The sequence below is a fragment of the Saccharothrix australiensis genome (genome assembly GCF_003634935.1).
Taxonomy (GTDB): Bacteria; Actinomycetota; Actinomycetes; order Mycobacteriales; family Pseudonocardiaceae; genus Actinosynnema; species Actinosynnema australiense.
In genome coordinates, this window is the sequence record NZ_RBXO01000001.1 from 2,186,715 (window position 1) to 2,206,636 (window position 19,922).

Below are 19,922 nucleotides of genomic sequence, written 5' to 3' on the forward strand. Positions count from 1 at the left end.
CGGGTGGGATCAGGGTGCCTGCACCAATCCTGCACCGACATCCGTGGAAGGCAACCCCAGTCGGCGCGCGGACTGCATCAGCCGCGCCCACAGCTCCCAGCCGCGCGCGTTGTGCTGCTGGGCCAGCAGCGCCGCGATGCCCGCCACGTGCGGTGTCGCCATGCTGGTGCCCTGGATGCGCTTGTGCCTGGTGTCGGGCGTCGTGCCGTTCCAGCAGGAGTGCACGTCGACGCCGGGCCCGGCCACGTCGACCTGGCCGACGGTGTCGACCGTGCCGCACGAGAAGCGCGCGGTGGCCCGGTCGACGTCGATCGCGCCGACGGACATGATCGACGGGCAGTTGGCCGGGTGGCCGACCGGCGCGACCTTGGCCGGCCGTTGGCTCTCGTTGCCCGCCGCCGCGATGATCAGCGTGTTCCTGGCCAGGGCGCGCTGCGCGGCCTGCTCGAAGATCTGCGAGTGCGGCGTGCCCGGCTTGACCGCCGCGCCCAGCGACATCGACACCACGGCGCAGCCGTTGGCGACCGCCCAGGCGATGCCGTTGAGGATGCCGCCGTCGTCGCCGAAACCGGCGTTGGACAGCACCTTGCCCGCGTAGATCTCGGCCTCGTAGGCGACGCCGTAGCCGGGACCGCCGGAGGCGGGCTCGCGGGGACCGGCCGCGGACCCGATGCAGTGCGTGCCGTGGCCGTGCGCGTCGTCCACGGTCTCGCCCTTGATGAACGAGTTCGTGAGCACCGTGCGGCCGGCGAAGTCCGGGTGGTCGACGGTGAAGCCGGTGTCCAGGACGGCGAGCCGGATGCCCGCGCCGGACGCGGAGCTGAGCGTGGCGCCGACGGCCTGGAGGCCCCAGGTGAACACGCTCTCGTCGACCTGCGCCGCACCGGTCTCGCCCTGCACGGGCGTGGCGAGCGCCCGCACGATCCGCTCGGGTTCGACCACGGAGATCGGGCCCGGCTCGTCGACCGCCCGCGCGAGGCGGTTGACCTGGTCGGGCGCGGCGTTGACCACGGCCACGCCGAGGTCCTGGAAGATGATCCCGTCGGACGCCTCCAGGTCGGCGGGCGTCACCGACTCGACGGCGCCGGCGGCGTTGATGCCGGCGACGCGGTTCATCTCGCGCGCGCCGGCGGCGGCCGAGTTGTCCTCTAAGAGCACCAGGTAGCGGCCGGTCGTGGTGGTGGTTTCCTCGGGCATGACGACCCCCTCGGGGTTGGCGGCACTCAGGTGTAACCCCGAGGGGCGTCGGTGCTCAAGCGTCCGAACGTGGCTTTTCCCGGTGACGGAGGATCATCGGCGGCCGATCGACCGCGGCTCAGGCCGCGACGGGCTCCGCGCCGCGCTTGCGGACCAGCCGCGCGAGCGGTTCGACGACCCGCGCCGCGACCGGCCCGAGCACCGCCATCAGCAGCACGTAGGCCGTGGCCAGGGCGGCCAGCTGCCCGTCCACCGCGCCGGAGGCCACCGTGAGGCTCGCGATGACGATGGAGAACTCGCCGCGCGCCACCAGCGCCGCGCCCGCCCGCGCCCGGCCCAGCCTTCCGATGCCCTGCCGCCGCGCGGCCCACCACCCGGTCGCCACCTTGGTCAGCGTCGTGGCCACCGCGAGCGCGACCGCCAACCCCAGCACGGGCGGGATGGAGGCGGGATCGGTGTTCAACCCGAACACGACGAAGAACATCGCCGCGAACAGGTCCCGCAGCGGTTCCAGCATCCGCGTCGCGTTCTCCGCGGTGGACCCGGAGATCGCGATGCCGAGCAGGAACGCACCCACCGCCGCCGACACCTGCAACTGCGAGGCGACGCCCGCCACCAGCAGCGCCGCACCGAGCAGCTTGAGCAGGAACACCTCGGGGTCGGGGCTGTCCACCACGGCCGACACGTACCGGCCGAACTTCAGCGCCACGACCAGCACGACGGTGATCGCCGCCAGCGAGATGCCGACCGCGCTCAGCCCGCCCAGGAAGCTCACGCCCGCCAGCACGGCGGTCAGGATGGGCAGGTAGACCGCCATCGCGAGGTCCTCGAAGACCAGCACCGACAGCACCACCGGGGTCTCCCGGTTGCCCAGCCGGCCCAGGTCGCCCAGCACCTTGGCGATGATCCCGGACGACGAGATGTAGGTGACGCCCGCCATCGCGAGCGCGCCCACCGGGCCCCAGCCCAGGACGAGCGCGGCGATCGCGCCGGGCGCGGCGTTGAGGACGATGTCGACCAGGCCGGCCGTCCAGGACCGCTTGAGGCCGGTCATCAGCTCGGCGGCCGAGTACTCCAGGCCGAGCAGGAGCAGCAGGAGGATGACGCCGATCTCGCTGGAGATGTGCGAGAAGTCCTCGATGCCGTGCAGGGGTACCAGGCCGCCCTGCCCGAAGGCGAGGCCGCCGATCAGGTAGAGCGGGATCGGCGAGATGCCGATCCGCCACGCCATCTTGCCGAGCAGGCCGAGGCCGAAGAACACGGCGCCGAGTTGGACCAGGGCGATCGCTGTGTCGTGCAACGGCTCAGCCGCCCAGGATCTCTGTCGTCTTGGCCAAGCCGTCCGCCGTGCCGACGACGACCACGAGGTCACCGCCCTCGAACAGGAAGTCCGGGCGCGGCGACGGGTGCACCGAGCCGGCGCGCACCACGGCCACGATGGACGCGCCGGTGCGGCTGCGCAGCTCGGTCTCGCCCAGCGTGCGGCCGTCGAACCGGGAACCGGGGACGATGGGGAACTGCCTGGTCGAGATGCCCGCCACGTCGCGGTGCTGCTCCTCCAGGTGGGCCACCAGCTGCGGCGCGCCGAGGAGGCCCGCCAGCGTCCCCGCCTCGGCCGGGCTGAGCGCGATGGAGGCCGAGCAGTCGTCCGGGTCGTCCTTGCGGGACACGATCAGCTCGAACTTGCCGTCGCGGTGGGTGATGACCCCGATGCGGCGACCCGCGCGGATCATGAAGTCCTGACGGGTGCCGATGCCTGGCAGGGGCGTGACCTCGACGTTCATGGGTTCATGATAATCGGCATGACTGATCGGGTACGGGCGGTGCGCAGGGGCTGGGTGGTCCGCGACGGGGTGCCGGGGCCGGACGTGGACGAGTTCGCCGAGCCCGAGCGGGTCGTCGAGGCGCTGGCCGCCGCGCGCGACGGCACGCTGCTCGCGGTCCAGCACCCGCACCGCACGCCGGCCGCGCTCGCCGCCGGGCTGGGCCTGCTCGACGCGTTACCGGGGGCGCGCGCCGACCTGGCCCGCCTGTGCCGCACGGCGTACCGGCCGGTGTCGGACGTCGTCGCGCCCTACCGCGTGGACGGACCGGACGGCACGGCGCACGGCCTGCTGTGCCTGGTCGACCCGGCGGCCGTCGGGCACACCGAGGAGGTCTACCCGGACGTCGTGGCCGAACGCGCCGCCGTGCTGGCCGGGCTGGGCTGCGTGACCAGCGCCGCGTTGCTGGTGCCGGTGCCGGCCGACGCCGCCGGGCGGCGGGAGCCCGCTGACGCCGTGGGGCGGCCGGTGGCGGGCGACGCCGTGGGGCGGCGGGTGGTCGGCGACGCCGCCGGGTGGCCGGGGCGGGCCGTCGTCGAGGTTGAGCCGTCCGAGCTGACCAGGCTCGTGGCGGAGGTGGACGAGGAGCCCGCCGTGTCGGTGGTCGACCCCGGCGGGCGGCGGCACGAGCTGTGGCTGGTGGGCCCCGGCGACCGCCAGGACGCCCTGCTGGCCGCCGCCGGCGCGCACCCGCTGATGGTCGCGGACGGCAACCACCGGGTGGCGGCAGCGGCGGCGGCCGGGCTGACCGGCCTGCTGGCGCTGGTCGCGGCCGGACCGGACCTGCGCGTCGGGCCGATCCACCGCGCCCTGGTCGGCACCGGGCTGACCCTGGACGCGCTGGCGGCGGCGTGGCGCGGGCGCGGGCTGCGGGTGGACGCCGTCGACGGGTCCGCGCGGCCGTCGCCCGGCGTGGTGGTGGCGGTGTCCGGCGCGCGGGCGCTGCGCGTGGCGCTGCCGTCCACCGGCGTCGACCACGCGTCCGTCGAGTCCGACCTGCTGGCGGCGCTGGGCCTGGACCCGGAGGGCCCGCACGTGCGGCCGGTGACCGGCGGCGCGCCGCCGGCCGCGGACGCGCTGCTGCTCATCGCGCCCGTCCCGGTGGCCGACGTGCTGTCGGTGCACGCGGCGGGCGGTCGGATGCCGCGCAAGAGCACCTACTTCACCCCCAAGCCGCGGAGCGGCCTGCTGCTGGCCGAGCCCGGCTGAGGCCGACCGGGCTCCGCGCCGCGCCCTGGTGCGGGTGTGATGGGCCACACCAGGCACAATAGGAGGTTGACGGTCCGGTCGCGTTGAGGAGGAAACCCCGGTGGCACACGGTGAGCTGCGTGGCGTGGTGGCCCTCGACGGGCCGTCCGGCACCGGCAAGTCCTCCGCCGCGCGCCGACTGGCGGCCTCGCTCGGCGCGCGCTACCTGGACACGGGCGCCATGTACCGCGCGGTCACGCTGGCCGTGCTGCGCGCGGGCGTCGACCCGACCGACGCGGAGGGCGTCGCCGCGGTCGCCCGCGCCGCCGGGCTGGCGCAGGGCGACGACCCGGAGCACTCGACCACGACCCTGGCCGGCGTGGACGTCGGCGCGGACATCCGCGGCCCCGAGGTGACCTGCGCGGTGTCCCCGGTGTCGGCCGTGCCGTCGGTGCGCGAGCTGCTGGTGGCGCACCAGCGCGCGATCATCGCCGCGGCCCTGGAGCAGGCGGGCGGCATCGTCGTCGAGGGCCGGGACATCGGCACGGTCGTCGTGCCGGACGCCGCGCTGAAGGTCTACCTGACCGCCGACGCGGAGGCCCGCGCGCAGCGGCGCGCCAAGCAGGACAGCGACTCCGGCCGCGCGGCCACGGTCGACGCGACGCTGGCGGACGTGCGGCGGCGCGACGCCTACGACTCGACGCGCGCCGTGTCGCCGCTGCGGCCCGCCGAGGACGCCGTCGAGCTGGACACCACGTCCCTCGACCTCGCCGGCACCCTCGCCGCCCTGCTGGAGCTGGTCGAGCGGCGCGGGCTGCGCGTGGTGGCGGTGGGTGGGTGAGCGGGCAGCTGCCCGAGGGCGCGCTGCCCTGGCTGCTGGACTTCGGCCGGTGGTTCGCCCGCGTCCCGTTCGCGTGGGCGTTCCGGGTGCGCGTGGCCGGGCGGTCCAACCTGCCGCCCACCGGTCCGGTCGTGGTGGTCGCCAACCACAGCTCGATGGTGGACGGACCCGTCCTGTTCGGCGTCCTGCCGCGCCGGGTGGTGTTCCTGATCAAGCAGGAGATGTTCCGCGGCCCCGCCGGGTGGGGCCTGCGGCGGATCGGCCAGCTCGCCGTGCGGCGCGGCGTGCCCGACCGCGCGCCGCTGGTGGCGGCTCAGAAGGTGCTCCGCGCGGGCGGCGTCGTCGGCGTGTTCCCCGAGGGCACGCGCGGCGCGGGTGACGTGGCGCAGGCGCAGCAGGGCGCGGCGTGGCTGGCCCGCTCGACCGGTGCGGTCGTGGTGCCGGTCGCGTGCCGCGGCACCCGGCGCCCCGCCGGTGCCCGGCGCCGGTTCCGGCCCGTGGTGGACGTGCTGGTCGGCGAGCCGTTCGAGGTGCCCGGCGACAAGGGCAGGCAGGCGCTGGAGAAGGCGACCGAGCAGGTCCGCGACCGCTTGGCCACGCTGGTGGCCGAGCTCGACAGCAAGCGAAGCGTGAGTGGAGAAGCAGGATGACGGACTTGGACGGCACCTGGGCGGACGAGTCCGACTGGACCGCGTTCGACGGCGGTTCCGGCGACGGTGACGAGGTCGCGATCGTCCCGCAGCCGGTGCTGGCCGTCGTCGGCCGGCCGAACGTGGGCAAGTCGACGCTGGTCAACCGCATCATCGGCCGTCGCGAGGCGGTCGTGCAGGACGTGCCGGGCGTGACCCGCGACCGCGTCGCCTACGACGCGCTGTGGAACGGCCGGAAGTTCACCGTCGTCGACACCGGCGGCTGGGAGCCCGACGCCACCGGCATGATGGCGTCGGTCGCCGCGCAGGCCGAGCTGGCCATCGCCACCGCCGACGCGATCCTGTTCGTGGTCGACGCGACGGTCGGCGCGACCACCACCGACGAGGCCGCCGTGAAGGTGCTGCGGCGCTCCAAGCGGCCCGTGCTGCTGGTGGCGAACAAGGTGGACGACGAGCGGCTCATGGCCGAGGTCGCGTCGCTGTGGTCGCTGGGCCTGGGCGAGCCGATCCCGGTCAGCGGCCTGCACGGGCGCGGGTCCGGCGACATGCTGGACAAGATCCTCGCGGCGCTGCCCGAGACCCCGCGCGACACGTTCGCGTCGACCGCGGGCGGTCCCCGGCGCGTCGCCCTGGTCGGCCGGCCGAACGTGGGCAAGTCGTCGCTGCTCAACCGCCTGACGGGGGAGGAGCGCTCGGTCGTCGACGCGGTCGCGGGCACCACCGTGGACCCGGTGGACTCGCTGGTGGAGCTGGACGACGAGGTGTGGCGGTTCGTGGACACCGCCGGCCTGCGCAAGCGGGTGAACTTCGCGTCCGGGGCCGAGTACTACGCGTCGCTGCGCACCAAGGCCGCGATCGAGTCCGCCGAGGTGGCGATCGTGCTGCTGGACGCGTCCGAGCCGATCAGCGAGCAGGACCTGCGGGTGCTGACGATGGTCGTGGAGTCGGGCCGGGCGTGCGTGCTGGCGTTCAACAAGTGGGACCTGGTGGACGAGGACCGGCGCAACGCGATGGTGCGCGAGCTGGAGCGGGGCCTCGTGCGCGTGCCGTGGGCCGAGCGGGTCAACATCTCCGCGCTCACCGGGCGCGCCGTGCGCAAGCTCGCGCCCGCCCTGCGCACCGCCCTGACCTCGTGGGACACCCGCGTGCCCACCGGACGGCTGAACTCCTGGCTGAACGACCTCATCCAGGCCACCCCGCCGCCGGTGCGCGGCGGCAAGCAGCCCAAGGTGCTGTTCGCGACCCAGGCGGGCACGAGGCCGCCGACGTTCGTCCTGTTCACCACCGGTTTCCTGGAGGCGGGCTACCGGCGGTTCATCGAGCGCAGGCTGCGCGAGGAGTTCGGCTTCGAGGGGAGCCCCGTGCGGATCTCGGTCCGGGTGCGGGAGAAGCGCCCGAAGAAGTGATCGGTTGCCCCGGCAGGCCGAATGCGGTTGCCTGACGTCGTGCCGGTGCGATTGGTCCTCGCGGACGACGAGGCGCTGCTGCGGCGGGGGCTGCGGGTGCTGCTGGAGGCCGACGGCCGCGTGCGGGTCGTCGCGGAGGCGGCGGACGGCGCGGCCCTGCTGGAGGCGGTGCGCCGCCAGCGGCCCGACGTGGCGCTGGTCGACGTCCAGATGCCGGGGATGGACGGGCTGTCGGCGCTGCGCGCGCTGCTGGCGTGGACCGACCCGCCCGCCGTGGCGGTGCTGACGACGTTCGACCTCGACGACTACGTGGCGACCGCGCTCGAACTGGGCGCGCAGGGCTTCCTGCTCAAGGACGCCGAACCCGAGGCGCTGGTCCGGGCCGTCGTCGACCTGGCGGCGGGCGGCGCGGTGCTGGACCCGAGGATCACCGCCCGCCTGCTGCCGAGGCTGCGCGCCGCGGGGCGGCTGCGGGAGAACCCGCAGCTCAACACGTTGAGCGCGCGGGAGAAGCAGGTGCTGGCGCGGATCGCGAACGGGCAGTCGAACAGCACCATCGCGGCCGGCCTCGGCTTGAGCGAGGCGACGGTGAAGAGTTACGTGTCCACCGTGCTGACGAAGCTCGGCGTGGAGAACCGCGTGCAGGCGGCGCTGGTGGCGCACCAGGTCGGTGGCGCGTGGTGATCGTGCTGGAGGTGCTGGCCGTCGCGGTGCCCGCCGCGATGGTGCTGCTGGCCGACGTCGCCCCGTACGCGTGGTCCATCCCGACGGCGCTGGCGGCGTGCGCGCTGCTGCCCGTGCGCCGGTGGTGGCCGTGCGCCGCGGTGCTCGCCTGCCTGCCCGCGCTGGCGGGCGGCCTGGGCTGGCCGCCGACCGTCGTGGCGCTCTACCGCGTCGGCCGGACGTCGTCCGTGCGGGTCATGGTCGTGAGCGCGGCGGTGACCACGGCGTTCCCGGCGACGGTCGTCGTGGCGACCCAGCACCTGACCGTGGGCGGCGTGCTGCTCACGTACGCGTTCAGCTTGTTCATGTCCGGGGCGCCCACGGCGCTGGGCGCGCTCATCACGACCCGGCAGAAGCTGACCGAGAGCCTCGCGGAGGCGTCACGGGCGCGGGAGGCGGAGCTGGAGGCGCGGGAGGCCGGCGCGCGGGCGTCGGAACGGGCGAGGATCGCGCGCGAGATCCACGACGCCGTCGGCCACCACGCCACGCTCATCGCGGTGGAGTCGGCGGCCCTGGCGGCGACCACGGACTCGCCCGAGGTGCGGCGGACCGCGCGGCGGCTGCGCGGCCTGGCGAAGGACGCGCTGGCGGAGATGCGAGCGGCCCTCGGCCTGCTCAACACGGAACCGGCCCAGGGCCACGAGGACATACCGCACCTGGTGGACCGGGCAAGGGCCGCCGGCCTGACCATCCGCTTGGACGACAAGGTCGACCACCTGCCGCCGTCCATCAGCCGCGCGGCATTCCGCGTGGTGCAGGAAGCCCTGACCAACGTGACCAAACACGCGCCCGGCGCGGCCGTCCAGGTGCGACTGTCGAAAGCGGACGGAAGGGTCAAGGTCTCGGTGGTCAACGGCCGGCCACTCCACCCGTCGACCGCCGAGCCGGGCGGCAGCGGCCTCCACGGCCTCTCCGAACGCATCCGCCTGGTGGGCGGGACCCTCACCACCACGCCGCGGGCGGACGGCAGCTGGGAGCTGGAAGCCGACCTACCCTCCGGTCCGTCGAAAGTTGACGCAGGTGACTCGACTTCAGGCGGTAGTGCGCACAACGCGGCGAACGCATAGTGGCAGGCGTCGACGCTCGGGGGAGCGGTAGGTCGACCGAGGGGAACGCGGAGGCCCGCCCCGGCGGGTCTCCGCCAAACGCCCAGCTCAGCGCTTTGATCGGCGAACACGGGGGGCCGTGACGGGGGTCGTTGTCGGGTGCGCTAAGCTATGCGCGCACCCCCGGAACGGGGATGTGGCCGGGACGTGGCGCAGTTTGGTAGCGCACTTGACTGGGGGTCAAGGGGTCGCAGGTTCAAATCCTGTCGTCCCGACGGTCGATAGAGGGCGTAAGCCCAGATCAGGGCCTTGGATCACTTCGGTGAGACAAGGCCCTGACCCGTTTCAGGGCAGCGCTATCTCACAATTTCTCACGAACGCTCGTACTGCTTGCTTCAGCCCAGGAGTTCGTCGAGCTGGTCGGCCGCTTGGCGCAGGTGCTCGACGTCGGGGTGGATGTAGACCCGCTTGGTGAAGCTGAGGTCCGCGTGGCCAGCCCAGGCGCTGACGATCACATCGGGGACGCCCGAGGTGGCCAGGTAGGTCAGGCAGGCGTGGCGGGCGTCGTAGGGCCGGACCTTCCTGACCTTCGCCTCGGCCATCAGCTTGTAGATGGCCCGCCGGAGCCGGTCGGTCTTCCAAGGCTGGCCCAGCTCGTCGACCAGCACGAACCCGGACCGCTCGTACAGCTCACCGGCTTTGATGGCCTCTGCGGCCTGCCGGGCCTTGAACGCCTTGAGCGCCGCGTGCAGGGGCTTGGGGAGCGGGAGCTTGCGCTTGCCCTTCTCCGACTTGGGCCCCTTCTCCTCGACTTCGCCCTCGACCAGCGTCCTGGTCAGCTCGACCGACAGCGTCCCGGCGTCGAGGTCGACGGCGCTCCACCTGAGCCCGCACACCTCGGCTGGCCGCATCCCGATCAGCGCCAGGAGCACGGGCGCGTGGAGCCGGTGGTCGCGGATCGAGGCGAGGAACTCTCTCACCTCCGTCTCACTCCACGGCACCCGCTGGGCCGCCGCAGCCGCCGCCTTGCGCCGTGCTTCGCGTGGGATCTGCGTGTACTGGGCGACGTTGCGGACGACCAGCCTGCGCCGCAGTGCCACGTTCAGCGATGACCTGAAGCGGCCCAGCGTGAGCTGGACGGACCGGACGCCGAGCCCGCTGCCGACCTTCCCGCCGCGCTTGCGGCCGGAGGTGAGCATCCAGCTCACCAGATCGTCCACGTCTTCCTCGGTGACCGCTTGGAGCCGCTTGCCGCCGAGCCGCTCGCGTACCGGCAGCAGCGCGTCGGCGTAGTTGGCGGCGGTGGCCTTCTCGACGTCGACCGTCGTGGACTTCAGCCACGTGTCCAACCAGTCCGACACGGTCGTCTTGTCCGGCACGACGAACGCGCCCTCGTCGGTCTGGTGCTTGATCTTGGCGTACTCGGCGCGGGCTTCCTTCTTGGTGCCGTAGGTTTTGGTGAGCTGCCTACGCTTGCCGGTCGCCGGGTCGCGCCCGATGTCGATCACGAACCGGTACCTCGTCGTGCCGTCCTTCAACTCGACCTTCTTGATCGGGTCCCCCACTGCGGTGGTGCTCCTTCGTTATCGGTCCCCCTCTGGTGGACCCAGAGGGGGCAACAGGCCAAGCTCACGAGCTCTGCGGATGTACCTCGCCACCTGCGGGCGAGAGCGGTTCATCGCGTGCCCCACCATGACCGCGGGCGACTTGCTGCCCGCTGCCAGTGCCTCGGTGTAGATCTGTGCCGCCGTGTGCGCGTCCCGGTCGGCTTGGCTGAGGCTGTCCAGCACCGGCGCCGTACCTGTGGATACGGCGCGTTCGCGATGTTCGGGCGGCAACGTCGCCAACCACTCCTCGCGAACCGAAGCCGGTACCACCGCTGCGTTCATCGCTTCCCGCAGCAGTTGGTCGACCAGTACCTGCCTCAGCACGGACGTGGTGATCGGTGACCGGCTGTTCGACCTGATGCTCAGTTCGACAATCGCCGGTCCCGAATCCGCCGTCACCTGCACCTCGATCCTCACAGCCGCCGGCGGGTCACCGAGTTGGATGTGGGCATCGAAGAAAGCGGGCACAGCGGTGTCGGGACCGGCTGGCAGGTATCCCCTGGACTCCACCGGCTCGACCGACACCCAGTCGATTCGGAAGTTCTTCGGCAGGCGAGGCACGACAGAACGATACGCATCCCTTCATGAGCGCTTACACCTCGTGACGATATGGCTGTGACAGTGACATGTCAACGCAAAGGATCTATCTTGGCGGCATGAGTACGGGGGGATTGACGCTCGCGGACCGCGTTGCGGAGCTGCGCGAGTGGATCACAACTGGGTATGCGCGCGACCTACGTGTCGCTGCTGGACTGAGCCAGGCGCTGGCGGCTCAGGACTGCGAAGTAACGGCGTCCACTGTGCACCGTTGGGAGACTGGCGACCGGTTGCCGCGTGGCCGCAACATCACCGCCTACCACGCCTTCCTGGCTCGCTTGGTCGAGCGGCAGCGGCAAGGGGGCGAGTCCGGTGGGGAGTAGGCACGAGGCCAAGCGACGTCCGACCCTGGCGGAGATCAAGGCGACGTGGCCACCGGCCGTGGACGTTCCGACCGCTGCGACAGCGTTCGGGATGAGCCGTAGCAAGGCGTACGAGCTCGTCGCGCGCGACGAGTTCCCCGCCAAGGTGGCCAAGTACGGCGGCCGGATCATGGTGATCACGGCGTCGCTCGTGCGCACACTGTCCGCTGAGGACTGACGTCATGGCTGAGTTCGGGGGACAAACTCCGCCTGGCGCGCACGAGGAACCACCGACCCGGCGCCTGCGGTTGAGGTCGGCGAACGAGGTCGAAATCAGGCATACGCGGTTCGCGTGGCGGGAGTACCTACCTGTCGGCGAGGTCGCCCTGCTGGTCGGCAAACCCGGCGTCGGCAAGAGCACGGTCGTCGCGGACCTGGCGGCGAAACTGACCACAGGACAGCTCGACGGCGACTTCACCGGCGAGCCGCAGCACGTCCTCTACTCCATCACGGAGGACTCGGAATCCACGCTCAAGGCCAGGCTCATCGCGGCTGGGGGAGACCCGCAGCGGCTGCACCTGGTCGACGTCGTCTACGGCGATTCACGCGACGGCACGCCGCTCATCGTCAACCTCGACCTGGATGCAGTGCGCGAGGTCGTCGAGGCGCGGAGGCCCGCTCTCCTCGTGCTGGACGCGCTCAACTCGTCCCTGTCCGGACAGCTCAACGACAACTCCGTCGTGCGCCCGCAGCTGGAAAAGTTGAGGCTCCTGGCGCACCAGACCGGCACGACCGTCCTGGGCATCGGGCACTTCCGGAAGGCGACAGCGGGCGTCGATCCGGTCGACGCCATCGGCGGAGCCGGGGCCTACACGCAGGTTGTCCGGCACGCCTTGGGATGCGCTGCGGAGGACGAGGACAACTTCGTCCTGTCGGTCATCAAGTCGAACGTGGTGTCCGTGTCCAGCGTCCCGTCGCTGTCCTACAGGACCATCTCCGCCACCGTCATGGCCGACGACGGCGGTGAGACTGCGGTCGGTCGGATCGTCTGGCAGGGGCACTCGACGGCTTCGGTCGTCGACCTCCTCCAGCGCTCCGCGTACGACGACGGGGACGAGCGCGCCGATGCTGCCGCGTGGCTCACCGACTACCTGAGGGAGCGCGGTGGTGAGGCGCCGGTGCTGGAGTTGTTGGACGAAGGGCACCAGGCCGGCTTCTCCAAGGACGCCCTGAAGCGTGCCAAGACCAGAGCCAGAGTGCGCTCCGAGAAGGCCGACTTCGGTGGCGGCTGGGTGTGGCGGATTAGCCAGACAAGGCACGAAGGGAGCACCCAAGGGAGCGAAGGGAGCAGTACCGGCGACACCGCTCCCTTCGCTCCCTTCGTGCGCTCTTCGCAGCACGACGACGACCAACTGCCGCGGTCAGCAAGTTAGGGATCCGGTTACCGGATTCCGATGCCGCAGCCAAGCGCTGCGGTCGGCGTCCCGGCCGTGCAGGGGGCACGCCCGGCTACTCATCGGGGGAACTGATGACGCAACGGAAGGCGCGGCGGCAGCGTCGCGTGACGGGCGGCTCGGCCGTCAGCATCCACGTCCGAACTACGGTCACGACGTACACAGCTCTCGTCGCACGTGCGGCGGTCGCGGGCCTGTCGATCCTGCGCTACCTGGTGGAGTCCGCGCTGCGCGACTCGACCACCGGCTGGAGCTTGCGCGAGCAGCGCTGGTGGGCTGAACGACTCGACACCGTCGAAACCCGGCTCATTCGCATCGGCACCAACCTCAACCAGATGGCCACCGTCGCCAACAGCACCGGCGACCTACCACCGGAGCTACCCGTCGCGCTGGCCTACTTCACCGCGACGCTGGAGCAGCACCGGGCCGTGCTCGCGGCTATCGACCCGGCCGACTCGTCACGTGAGCGCGAGCTGTGATTGCGAAGGCTCCGGCGAAGGGCAAGTACGGCAAGGACACCTACGGTCTGCTGCGCTACCTGTTCGGTCCCGGCAAGAGCAACGAGCACACCGACCCACACCTGGTCGCGACGTGGGATCCGGAGTGGCTGGAGGGTGGCGCGTTCGCCGAGCGTCACCGCGGCTGGCTAGCCCGCCTCGCCCGTGAGATCGACGCGCCGATGACCGGGCACGAGGTGGACCTGGAGGGTGGTCACGTCTACCACTTGGTGTTGTCCATCCCCAGCCAGGATGGCCGGCTCGGCGACACACGTTGGCGCGAACTGGTAGAGGAGGCCATCGACCGAATGGGCTTCGGTCCGACCGACGACGGCCGGGCCGGGTGCCGTTGGGCCGCGGTGCACCACGGCCCGAGCAAGGAGGGCAACGACCACGTCCACGTCGCCATCAACCTAGTCCGCGGTGACGGCACGGTCGCTGGCACCTACCGCGACTGGCCGCGCTGGCGGCAGTGGTGCCTGGAGGTGGAGCAGCGCCTCGACCTGACCCGGACCTCGCCATCGGACAAGACTGCGGCAGTGCGTCCGACTCGTGCGGAGGTGGAGAAGGCGGCTCGGACCAGACGGCCAGGTGCGAGCCGCGACGCACTGCGCAAGGCGGTCCGTGCCGCCGCTGCTGAAGCAGCCTCTGCTCGCGAGTTCATCGCGCTACTGGAACAAGTGCCCTTGGTCTCGGTGCAGGCTCGATGGAGTTCGACGGGTGAGCTGACTGGCTACCGGGTAGGGATGTTCGCGGACCGGAGCACTACCTCCGCCGACGGCAGGGTGTGGTTCGGCGGTGGCAGTCTCGCGTACGACCTGTCCGCGCCGATGCTCGTCGCACGCTGGGCCGGCGTTAACGACTCGACCACCGTGTCCCTTGCGACGCGCCGTGACCGAGACGTCGTACTGCTCAGAGCAACCCAGGTGGTGGATGCCGCACAGCAATACTTAGCGGCAAGCGTGGCGGCTGGTGACGTATCCATTGCAAGCGACGACGGCGACATCATCCATGCCACGGAGGACGTGCTGATCGCCGTGGCTAGATCTCTCAGTGGTCCGAGTTCCAATGCTATCGCCGAGGCGGCCGATGCCTACGAGAAGGCGGCTGTGGCACCACGGCGACTGGGACCGCCGTACTGGTCGGGCATGGCCGCTGACCTCCGCGCGGTCGCCCGCGATGTGATCAGGATAGGGCTGCAGAGCAAGCGAGTTACCACAGGAGCACTGGTTACGGCACTGTTGTCAGCGCTTATGTCGCTGGTGCTTGAAGTGGCGACCTGGTGGCAGCTCAGCCACCGACCGGCGCAAGCTGCTGCCGCCCACAGTGCTGCCGTCATGATCGAGGATCACGGCGCAACTCTTCCTACGTGGCAAGTCTCGAACCGGAGCAGCCTCGGAGCATCTCGACCAACTGCAGCACTGAAACGTCCAGACCTCCTGCCTCGCGCGCCAAAGCCGACTCTTCGAGATCCGGGTCTATCTCCGAGACGTACGCGCTGAGCTGCATGTGCACTGAAGCAGATGATGTTGAGGTCGTAGCTGCCAGTTGCTGACCATCGGACGATATGGGCCCGAGCAGGTGGAATTGGATAGATGTATAAAGCATGTATTCCGCGTTAGGGCGACTGAACGGAATTGTCGGTGGGGGGTCGTATGCTCGCTGCGTCCGCGCCAATCCCCGACCCTGGGCGCGACGGGACGACTACAGATGATCTTGAAAGGTGTGAAGTGGCGGCTCGCGATTATCTTGAGGCAACCAAAAAGGCTCTGTTTGCTCTCAGTCTCGGGCGGTGTTACGAGCCGAAGTGCGACAAGCAAGTCGTGAGAATGGCCGACGACGGCACCCCCATACTCCTGGTGCAAATAGCGCACATACGTGCGGCCAGCAAAAATGGTCCCAGGTATGACGGCGGCATGAGCGACGACGAGCGTCGCTCTTTTCCGAACCTTCTCCTCCTTTGTGCATACCATCACGGCTTGGTGGACGGCAAGCAGACGGGGTTGAAATACTCCGTAGAAGAACTCGAGCGCTGGAAAAAGGAGCGTGAAGGAAATCTGGCGAAAGATTTGAAGTCGCTTACCGAGGATGCGCTTGGTGAACTGCTCAGCAAAAGCCTGACCGAAATAATGAGCGAGACTAAGGCTGTATTGCTGGATGCGATTGCAAAGGTCGAGGATGTTACGGGCGAAAGCGTTGAGTTGCTTCGCATCCTCGTCGAGGAAACTTTCAATCGCCCATATCTTGACTCCGATTCGATTGCTTCCTTGGCTTCCTCTGCTCGCGTTCTTGAAACTCTTCCGGACTATATCCCGGCTCTGCAAGAGTCGTCGTATTCGCTTCGCTCGCTGCCTGATTATGCGTGGATGCTAGTCGACTCTTCTGGTGGCCTGCACAATCTGCCTGACTATGTTCCCATGCTACTGGAGTCAACGGAGAAGCTGTCAGTTCTCCCTGATTATGCCCACATTGTGGCGGATTCTGCGAAGATTCTCGTCAACCTTCCGGACCATGCCACTCTGCTGGAATCGGCAGTTGAGTCAATGAACAGGGCGGCTAATCGCATCGAGAATTTGCTGTATGCTGCCAGTAATCTGGAAAATCCAGACTACCTTCAGAGACTTGATGTGGCGGCGAATGTGCTAACGGCGACCTCCTCTAAACTCAAGGGCAACGTCGATGAGATGCGCAGTGCTGCGAAGTTGGCACTGGATGCGACAACCGTCAGAACTCCGGACCGGTTCGTGTATTTTCGCAACGGCGCGATAACGGGTGCGGTGCTGATGGCCCTGATTTTTGGATTTATATGGTACATGGTTACGCACCCGGCTTGATTGCAAGCTCACGTCACGGGAGACCACGCCCAAGGTCGAGCTGCCTTCTTTCGCAGGCAGCTAATGCGTAGGTTGGCCTCTTCGTGTGCCGCGGGGTACCCAGCTGCGCGCTGAGCGACGTACAGCGCCATGCGCAGTTCGCGGATGTCGCGGAGCAGTTCGAAGCCGGACCACGTGGTGACGTCGTGGCCGTAGCGGTCGCAGAAGTCGCGGTAGTTCTCTGCGGTGATCCAGTCGAAGCTGGTGTGCTTGATCGCGGTGCTGACGAGGTCCCACTCGGGTGGGCCGACGGAGCAGCGTTCGAGGTCGAGAAGCACCACCTGTCCGTCGTCGGTGGCCACCACGTTGCCGACCCAGGCATCGCCGTGCACGACACAGCGCGGCAGGCCAGGAGGCAGGTTGGCGTAGCGGGTCTGGAGCGACACAAGGTGTTCGCGGAGCCAGGTCCGGTCTTCGTCGGTGAGCGTGGTGGCCGCGTCGATGCGCTCGGTGAGCCGGACGAACGGGTCCAGGTCGCCGATGGGCAGGTCGGTGGGGACGGGGAGGTCGTGGAGCCGGCGGATCGCTGTGGCGACCTCAGCGGGAGTGCCGTGTCGGTGAGGAGGCAGCTCCTCCCAGAAGGTCACAGCCCTGCCCTCCGCCTGCACCGGCTGTGCGATGTCCTTCAACGCTCGGACGGCCGGGATCTCGTGCTCGGCAAGCCACTGCGCGATGCGGACCTCACGAGTGGCGGCGGCGAGCTGGCCGGGCCTGGCGATGCGCGCCACGACGCCGCCTGGCAGGCGGAACATGGCGTTCTCGCCCAGCCGGATCGGCTCGGCGTCGGTGTGGTCGAGGCCGACCTCTGCGCAGGCAGCGGCCAGCACGGACGAGTGGTCGCTGCTCATCGTGCCACCACCAAGGTCGTGATGCGGTGCCGCAGGGCCTCAACCGCGGGGATGCTCCGGTGCCGCTGGCCGTAGCGAGCCAACTCCCGCAGGTCGTCCATGGCGCGGTTGGAACGGATGGTTCCGGCGGCGTCCAGTGCCGCTGAGCCGATCACCGCGGCCTCGCGCGGGTCGCCGGTGGCCATCGTCAGCGAGGCCAGCTTGATCTGCGAGATGGTGCGCGAGCGGGCATAGGCAGCGGTGTGCCCAGCCACGGCCGTGGAGAGCCGGGCGGTGGCTTCGGCGGGGGAGCGGCCCTGGACGGCGATGTCGAACAAGGCGTGGCCGGTGTCGCCCGCGTGCTGTGCGGCGTCGTAGTACCGCATCCACGACGCGTCGTTGCCCGGGTTGCTGTGGGTGAAGTGGTCGTCGGCGGTGCCGACGGCGACGAGCGTCTCCCGGACGCGGCCCATCTTGGCCAGCGCTCGGGCATGGGCGGTGTGGAGCATGGCCCGCTCGGTGGCAGTGAGCCGGTCGGAGCGGACGAGGGCGTGCTCGGTGAGCGTCAGGCCCTCGTCGGGCTTGCCGATCCAGATGGCTTGCCGGGCCATCGAGGAGAGGATCTTGGCGCGGAGGTGCCAGTCCTCGGCCTCCTCGGCGCAGGCCAAGGCGAACTGGAACACGCGGCGGGCGTCGTCGTGGGCGTAGGCGTCGAAGGCCATGAAGGCGCAGGTGTGGGCGAGGTAGCCGACGGCGCTGTGCAGCGGGCCGTGCAGCTTGGCGGGGTAGTTGGCGCCGAGCAGGTCGGCGGAGAAGCGGAGTTGGGCGAGGACGGCTTCGCGGGCCAGGCCGCCGCCGTAGGTGTGGTCCCACCCGGCGAACACGCGTGCCGCGGTGTGGATCTGCTCGATCTCGGTCTGGCCGACACGGGCGGGGGCCGTGGTGGGCTGGGTGCCCTCCAGCAGGGCGGCGACCGGGGCGAGCGCAAGGGAGCCGACGCCGAGGGCGGCGGTGCGCAGGAACTGCTTTCGGTCCACGGTCGCCAGCTTTACCACCGTGCGACGGCGATTGCTGAAGCCCAGTGCGGCGTCGCTGGAGGCACCCAGGGTGACGCGCAGGGCCTCCCGGTAGAGCGCGCTCGGCCAGCGGATGTCGCCGCGTTCGAGCTTGCCGATGTAGTTGGCGTCCAACTCCACCTTGCGCTGGTGGTGGTGCCAGACGTAGGCGTTGACCAGGTCGGCAAGTTCCTGCCGGGACAGGCACTCGTCAGGCTGAGTGGGCGAGGCGGTGCGTTCCCGCGCCTGCCGCAGCCGATCGTTCGCCTTGGGCACTGGTCCAGCCTCCCCGAGTGTGACCCGGGCCATCGTGGCACGCACCGTGATCTGACGGGTACTGCTCCCCAGAAGGGGAGGATCGCAACCCTCCCCGAATCCTCCCCTTGACATCCTCCGTTCCCGGTGCCCGCATCGGTGCTGACAGCGGGCACGGTTGGTGGCATGACGGAGACCCCGCTTGAGCAGGGCAGGACGATGAACGCTGCCGGCGTCATCCCGCGCGCCTCGCTGGTAATCCGGGCCTTCAGCAGTCCCCGCGAGGTCGACGGCGATCACCCGGTGCTCGCCGTGGGGGCGTACTTGGGAGCTGAGCACTGGGCGCGTACCGAGGCTCAGCGGATCGTCAGCGACCCGTGCAGCGATGACCATGCGATCGCCGCAGCTCTCCGCGCTCTCCATGACCACGACGTCACCCGATCGAGGCTCGCCGAGCAGATCGACGTCTGGGCGACCGGGCAGTTCGGCGAGTCCGGCGCGCGGCTACTGCACACCGAAAGTCTCGGGCAGTTGGTCGACCGGCTGGCCGCACTGTGGGCGTGGTCCCGGCTGTTGGCCGAGGACGACGACCCGGCCGCACGCGATCCGGCGAAGCTGGTGCTGCACCGGCTGGGCGAACTGTGCATCGGCTACGACGACCTGGTGACCGATCTGTTGAGCGGTCGGCGGCGGCTGCCGGTCTACCAGGCGCTCACTGGCCATGACGTGGCCGCGTGAGGCATGGACGGGACACGCGGTGTCGTCGCAGTCGTCGTGGCGACCGACAGCCCCGCCGGCCGTGTCGCAACGGCCATCGACGACCTCACCGCTCACCTGCCGACCGCCGGCCAGCAGTCCTCCTGCTCTGTCTGCTCAGCCCGGTCGTGGCCGTGCCCTCCGTTCCACGACGCGGCGCATCGGGTGATCGCTGCAGGCGTCCGGCTCGCTGACTTGGTGCCGGTCGACCTCCACGCGCGGCTGTGGCCGCCGACTGCTTCGCAGCAATCCCGCTGGTTCAACGAGGAGAACCCCGATGTCTGAAACGCAGGTCACCGTTGGCGGCGCTCCGACTGGCGTCGAATACGGAGATCAACATGCGCGGCGTGGACCACCGCCCAACGCAGCCGGTAGCTGACGGGCCTCCCACGACCGCGAACGGCCGGCACGCGGCAGCTGGCCGGCGGTCGCCCGTCGCCCTGCCGAGGGCCACATGAGCGTGGACGCGTCGACCTCGACGCGGCGCGTCCACGCTCCGATCCGCAAGCCCCCCGCTCACCAAGAAATGACGGTCCGGTCATCCGTGAGCCGTCACACCGATTTCCACATCCGCACAACCTTTGGAGCACATGATGACGGCACTGGCTCTCGTCCCCCCGATCGACACCGCGGTGACCGGCGCGGCGAACCTGGACCCCGAGTTCGACTTGGACCTGCGGGTGTCCACCGACGCGTTGCCCGCCGGCGTCGGCAGGTGCGCGACCGACGACGGGTGCGACCCGACCTGCGCCTCGTCCTGCATCAGCAACGCATGAGTTGAGTCGTCGCGGTCGGGCTGGGCACGGGTTGCCCGGTCCGACCGCC

General features: G+C 70.2%; 21 protein-coding genes and 1 tRNA gene. 15 read left to right on the forward strand and 7 right to left on the reverse strand.

All coding sequences use genetic code 11. The features are described 5' to 3' along the window. Positions 1-9: 9 nt before the first annotated feature. The 3 genes from C8E97_RS10405 to C8E97_RS10415 all read right to left on the reverse strand — a co-directional run bounded on the left by C8E97_RS10405 (position 10) and on the right by C8E97_RS10415 (position 2,981). Entirely contained in the window at positions 10-1,197 is a 1,188-nt protein-coding gene (locus C8E97_RS10405) for a S8 family serine peptidase (RefSeq protein WP_121003865.1), read from the reverse strand. A 118-nt stretch (positions 1,198-1,315) separates the two neighbouring features. Further along, positions 1,316-2,497: a cation:proton antiporter gene (locus C8E97_RS10410; RefSeq protein ID WP_121003867.1), complete on the reverse strand. Its 1,182-nt coding sequence runs from the start codon at positions 2,495-2,497 to the stop codon at positions 1,316-1,318. Between the two features lie 4 nt (positions 2,498-2,501). Next, a complete protein-coding gene (locus C8E97_RS10415) occupies positions 2,502-2,981 on the reverse strand; it encodes a cation:proton antiporter regulatory subunit (protein ID WP_121003869.1) in 480 nt (159 codons plus the stop codon). Positions 2,982-2,999: 18 nt separating this feature from the next. Here C8E97_RS10415 and C8E97_RS10420 point away from each other — a divergent pair, with 18 nt between their 5' ends. The 7 genes from C8E97_RS10420 to C8E97_RS10450 all read left to right on the forward strand — a co-directional run bounded on the left by C8E97_RS10420 (position 3,000) and on the right by C8E97_RS10450 (position 9,149). Beyond that, the gene (locus C8E97_RS10420) at positions 3,000-4,229 is read left to right on the forward strand and encodes a DUF1015 family protein (protein WP_121003871.1); all 1,230 of its coding nucleotides are present in this window, start codon (positions 3,000-3,002) and stop codon (positions 4,227-4,229) included. A 100-nt stretch (positions 4,230-4,329) separates the two neighbouring features. Next, entirely contained in the window at positions 4,330-5,049 is a 720-nt protein-coding gene (gene cmk / locus C8E97_RS10425) for a (d)CMP kinase (RefSeq protein WP_121003873.1), read from the forward strand. Then, on the forward strand, positions 5,046-5,699 hold the full coding sequence (locus C8E97_RS10430; protein WP_121003875.1) for a lysophospholipid acyltransferase family protein: 654 nt from the start codon (positions 5,046-5,048) through the stop codon (positions 5,697-5,699). The genes cmk and C8E97_RS10430 overlap by 4 nt, the downstream gene beginning before the upstream one ends. Then, positions 5,696-7,105, forward strand: a complete 1,410-nt coding sequence (gene der, locus C8E97_RS10435; RefSeq protein WP_121003877.1) for a ribosome biogenesis GTPase Der — start codon at positions 5,696-5,698, stop codon at positions 7,103-7,105. The genes C8E97_RS10430 and der overlap by 4 nt, the downstream gene beginning before the upstream one ends. A gap of 21 nt (positions 7,106-7,126) precedes the next feature. Beyond that, on the forward strand, positions 7,127-7,789 hold the full coding sequence (locus C8E97_RS10440; RefSeq protein ID WP_121003879.1) for a response regulator: 663 nt from the start codon (positions 7,127-7,129) through the stop codon (positions 7,787-7,789). Continuing rightward, positions 7,783-8,895 (forward strand): sensor histidine kinase, encoded by a 1,113-nt coding sequence (locus tag C8E97_RS10445; RefSeq protein WP_246018791.1) that lies wholly within the window; start codon positions 7,783-7,785, stop codon positions 8,893-8,895. Before C8E97_RS10440 ends, C8E97_RS10445 begins: the two co-directional genes overlap by 7 nt. Before the next feature lie 180 nt (positions 8,896-9,075). Further along, a tRNA-Pro gene (locus C8E97_RS10450) sits at positions 9,076-9,149 on the forward strand. 120 nt (positions 9,150-9,269) lie between these two features. On the opposite strand, the gene C8E97_RS10455 is transcribed toward C8E97_RS10450, so the two are convergent. Next, entirely contained in the window at positions 9,270-10,439 is a 1,170-nt protein-coding gene (locus tag C8E97_RS10455; protein ID WP_121003881.1) for a tyrosine-type recombinase/integrase, read from the reverse strand. A gap of 18 nt (positions 10,440-10,457) precedes the next feature. Beyond that, positions 10,458-11,042 carry a hypothetical protein gene (locus C8E97_RS10460; protein ID WP_121003883.1) on the reverse strand — a complete coding sequence of 195 codons (585 nt, stop codon included), beginning with the start codon at positions 11,040-11,042 and terminating at the stop codon, positions 10,458-10,460. A gap of 95 nt (positions 11,043-11,137) precedes the next feature. Between C8E97_RS10460 and C8E97_RS36790 the strand changes: the two genes are divergently transcribed. The 6 genes from C8E97_RS36790 to C8E97_RS34025 all read left to right on the forward strand — a co-directional run bounded on the left by C8E97_RS36790 (position 11,138) and on the right by C8E97_RS34025 (position 16,165). Then, positions 11,138-11,401, forward strand: coding sequence for a helix-turn-helix domain-containing protein (locus C8E97_RS36790; RefSeq protein ID WP_170211726.1), 264 nt, complete (start codon positions 11,138-11,140; stop codon positions 11,399-11,401). A gap of 91 nt (positions 11,402-11,492) precedes the next feature. Continuing rightward, positions 11,493-11,618 carry a hypothetical protein gene (locus C8E97_RS36440; protein ID WP_281275321.1) on the forward strand — a complete coding sequence of 42 codons (126 nt, stop codon included), beginning with the start codon at positions 11,493-11,495 and terminating at the stop codon, positions 11,616-11,618. Positions 11,619-11,622: 4 nt separating this feature from the next. Further along, positions 11,623-12,813 (forward strand): AAA family ATPase, encoded by a 1,191-nt coding sequence (locus C8E97_RS10475; RefSeq protein ID WP_121003889.1) that lies wholly within the window; start codon positions 11,623-11,625, stop codon positions 12,811-12,813. A 95-nt stretch (positions 12,814-12,908) separates the two neighbouring features. Then, the gene (locus tag C8E97_RS10480; RefSeq protein ID WP_121003891.1) at positions 12,909-13,313 is read left to right on the forward strand and encodes a plasmid mobilization protein; all 405 of its coding nucleotides are present in this window, start codon (positions 12,909-12,911) and stop codon (positions 13,311-13,313) included. Continuing rightward, positions 13,310-14,833 carry a relaxase/mobilization nuclease domain-containing protein gene (locus C8E97_RS10485; protein WP_121003894.1) on the forward strand — a complete coding sequence of 508 codons (1,524 nt, stop codon included), beginning with the start codon at positions 13,310-13,312 and terminating at the stop codon, positions 14,831-14,833. The genes C8E97_RS10480 and C8E97_RS10485 overlap by 4 nt, the downstream gene beginning before the upstream one ends. A 414-nt stretch (positions 14,834-15,247) precedes the next feature. Then, positions 15,248-16,165: a hypothetical protein gene (locus tag C8E97_RS34025; RefSeq protein WP_147455045.1), complete on the forward strand. Its 918-nt coding sequence runs from the start codon at positions 15,248-15,250 to the stop codon at positions 16,163-16,165. Between the two features lie 8 nt (positions 16,166-16,173). On the opposite strand, the gene C8E97_RS10490 is transcribed toward C8E97_RS34025, so the two are convergent. Continuing rightward, entirely contained in the window at positions 16,174-17,052 is an 879-nt protein-coding gene (locus tag C8E97_RS10490) for a phosphotransferase enzyme family protein (protein ID WP_121003896.1), read from the reverse strand. Further along, entirely contained in the window at positions 17,049-18,362 is a 1,314-nt protein-coding gene (locus C8E97_RS10495; RefSeq protein WP_246018792.1) for a helix-turn-helix domain-containing protein, read from the reverse strand. The genes C8E97_RS10490 and C8E97_RS10495 overlap by 4 nt, the downstream gene beginning before the upstream one ends. 165 nt (positions 18,363-18,527) lie before the next feature. Here C8E97_RS10495 and C8E97_RS10500 point away from each other — a divergent pair, with 165 nt between their 5' ends. Continuing rightward, positions 18,528-19,079, forward strand: a complete 552-nt coding sequence (locus tag C8E97_RS10500) for a DUF4254 domain-containing protein (RefSeq protein ID WP_121003900.1) — start codon at positions 18,528-18,530, stop codon at positions 19,077-19,079. Between the two features lie 611 nt (positions 19,080-19,690). Continuing rightward, complete coding sequence (locus C8E97_RS10510; RefSeq protein WP_121011262.1) at positions 19,691-19,873, forward strand: FxLD family lanthipeptide; 183 nt, start codon at positions 19,691-19,693, stop codon at positions 19,871-19,873. Positions 19,874-19,922: the final 49 nt, after the last annotated feature.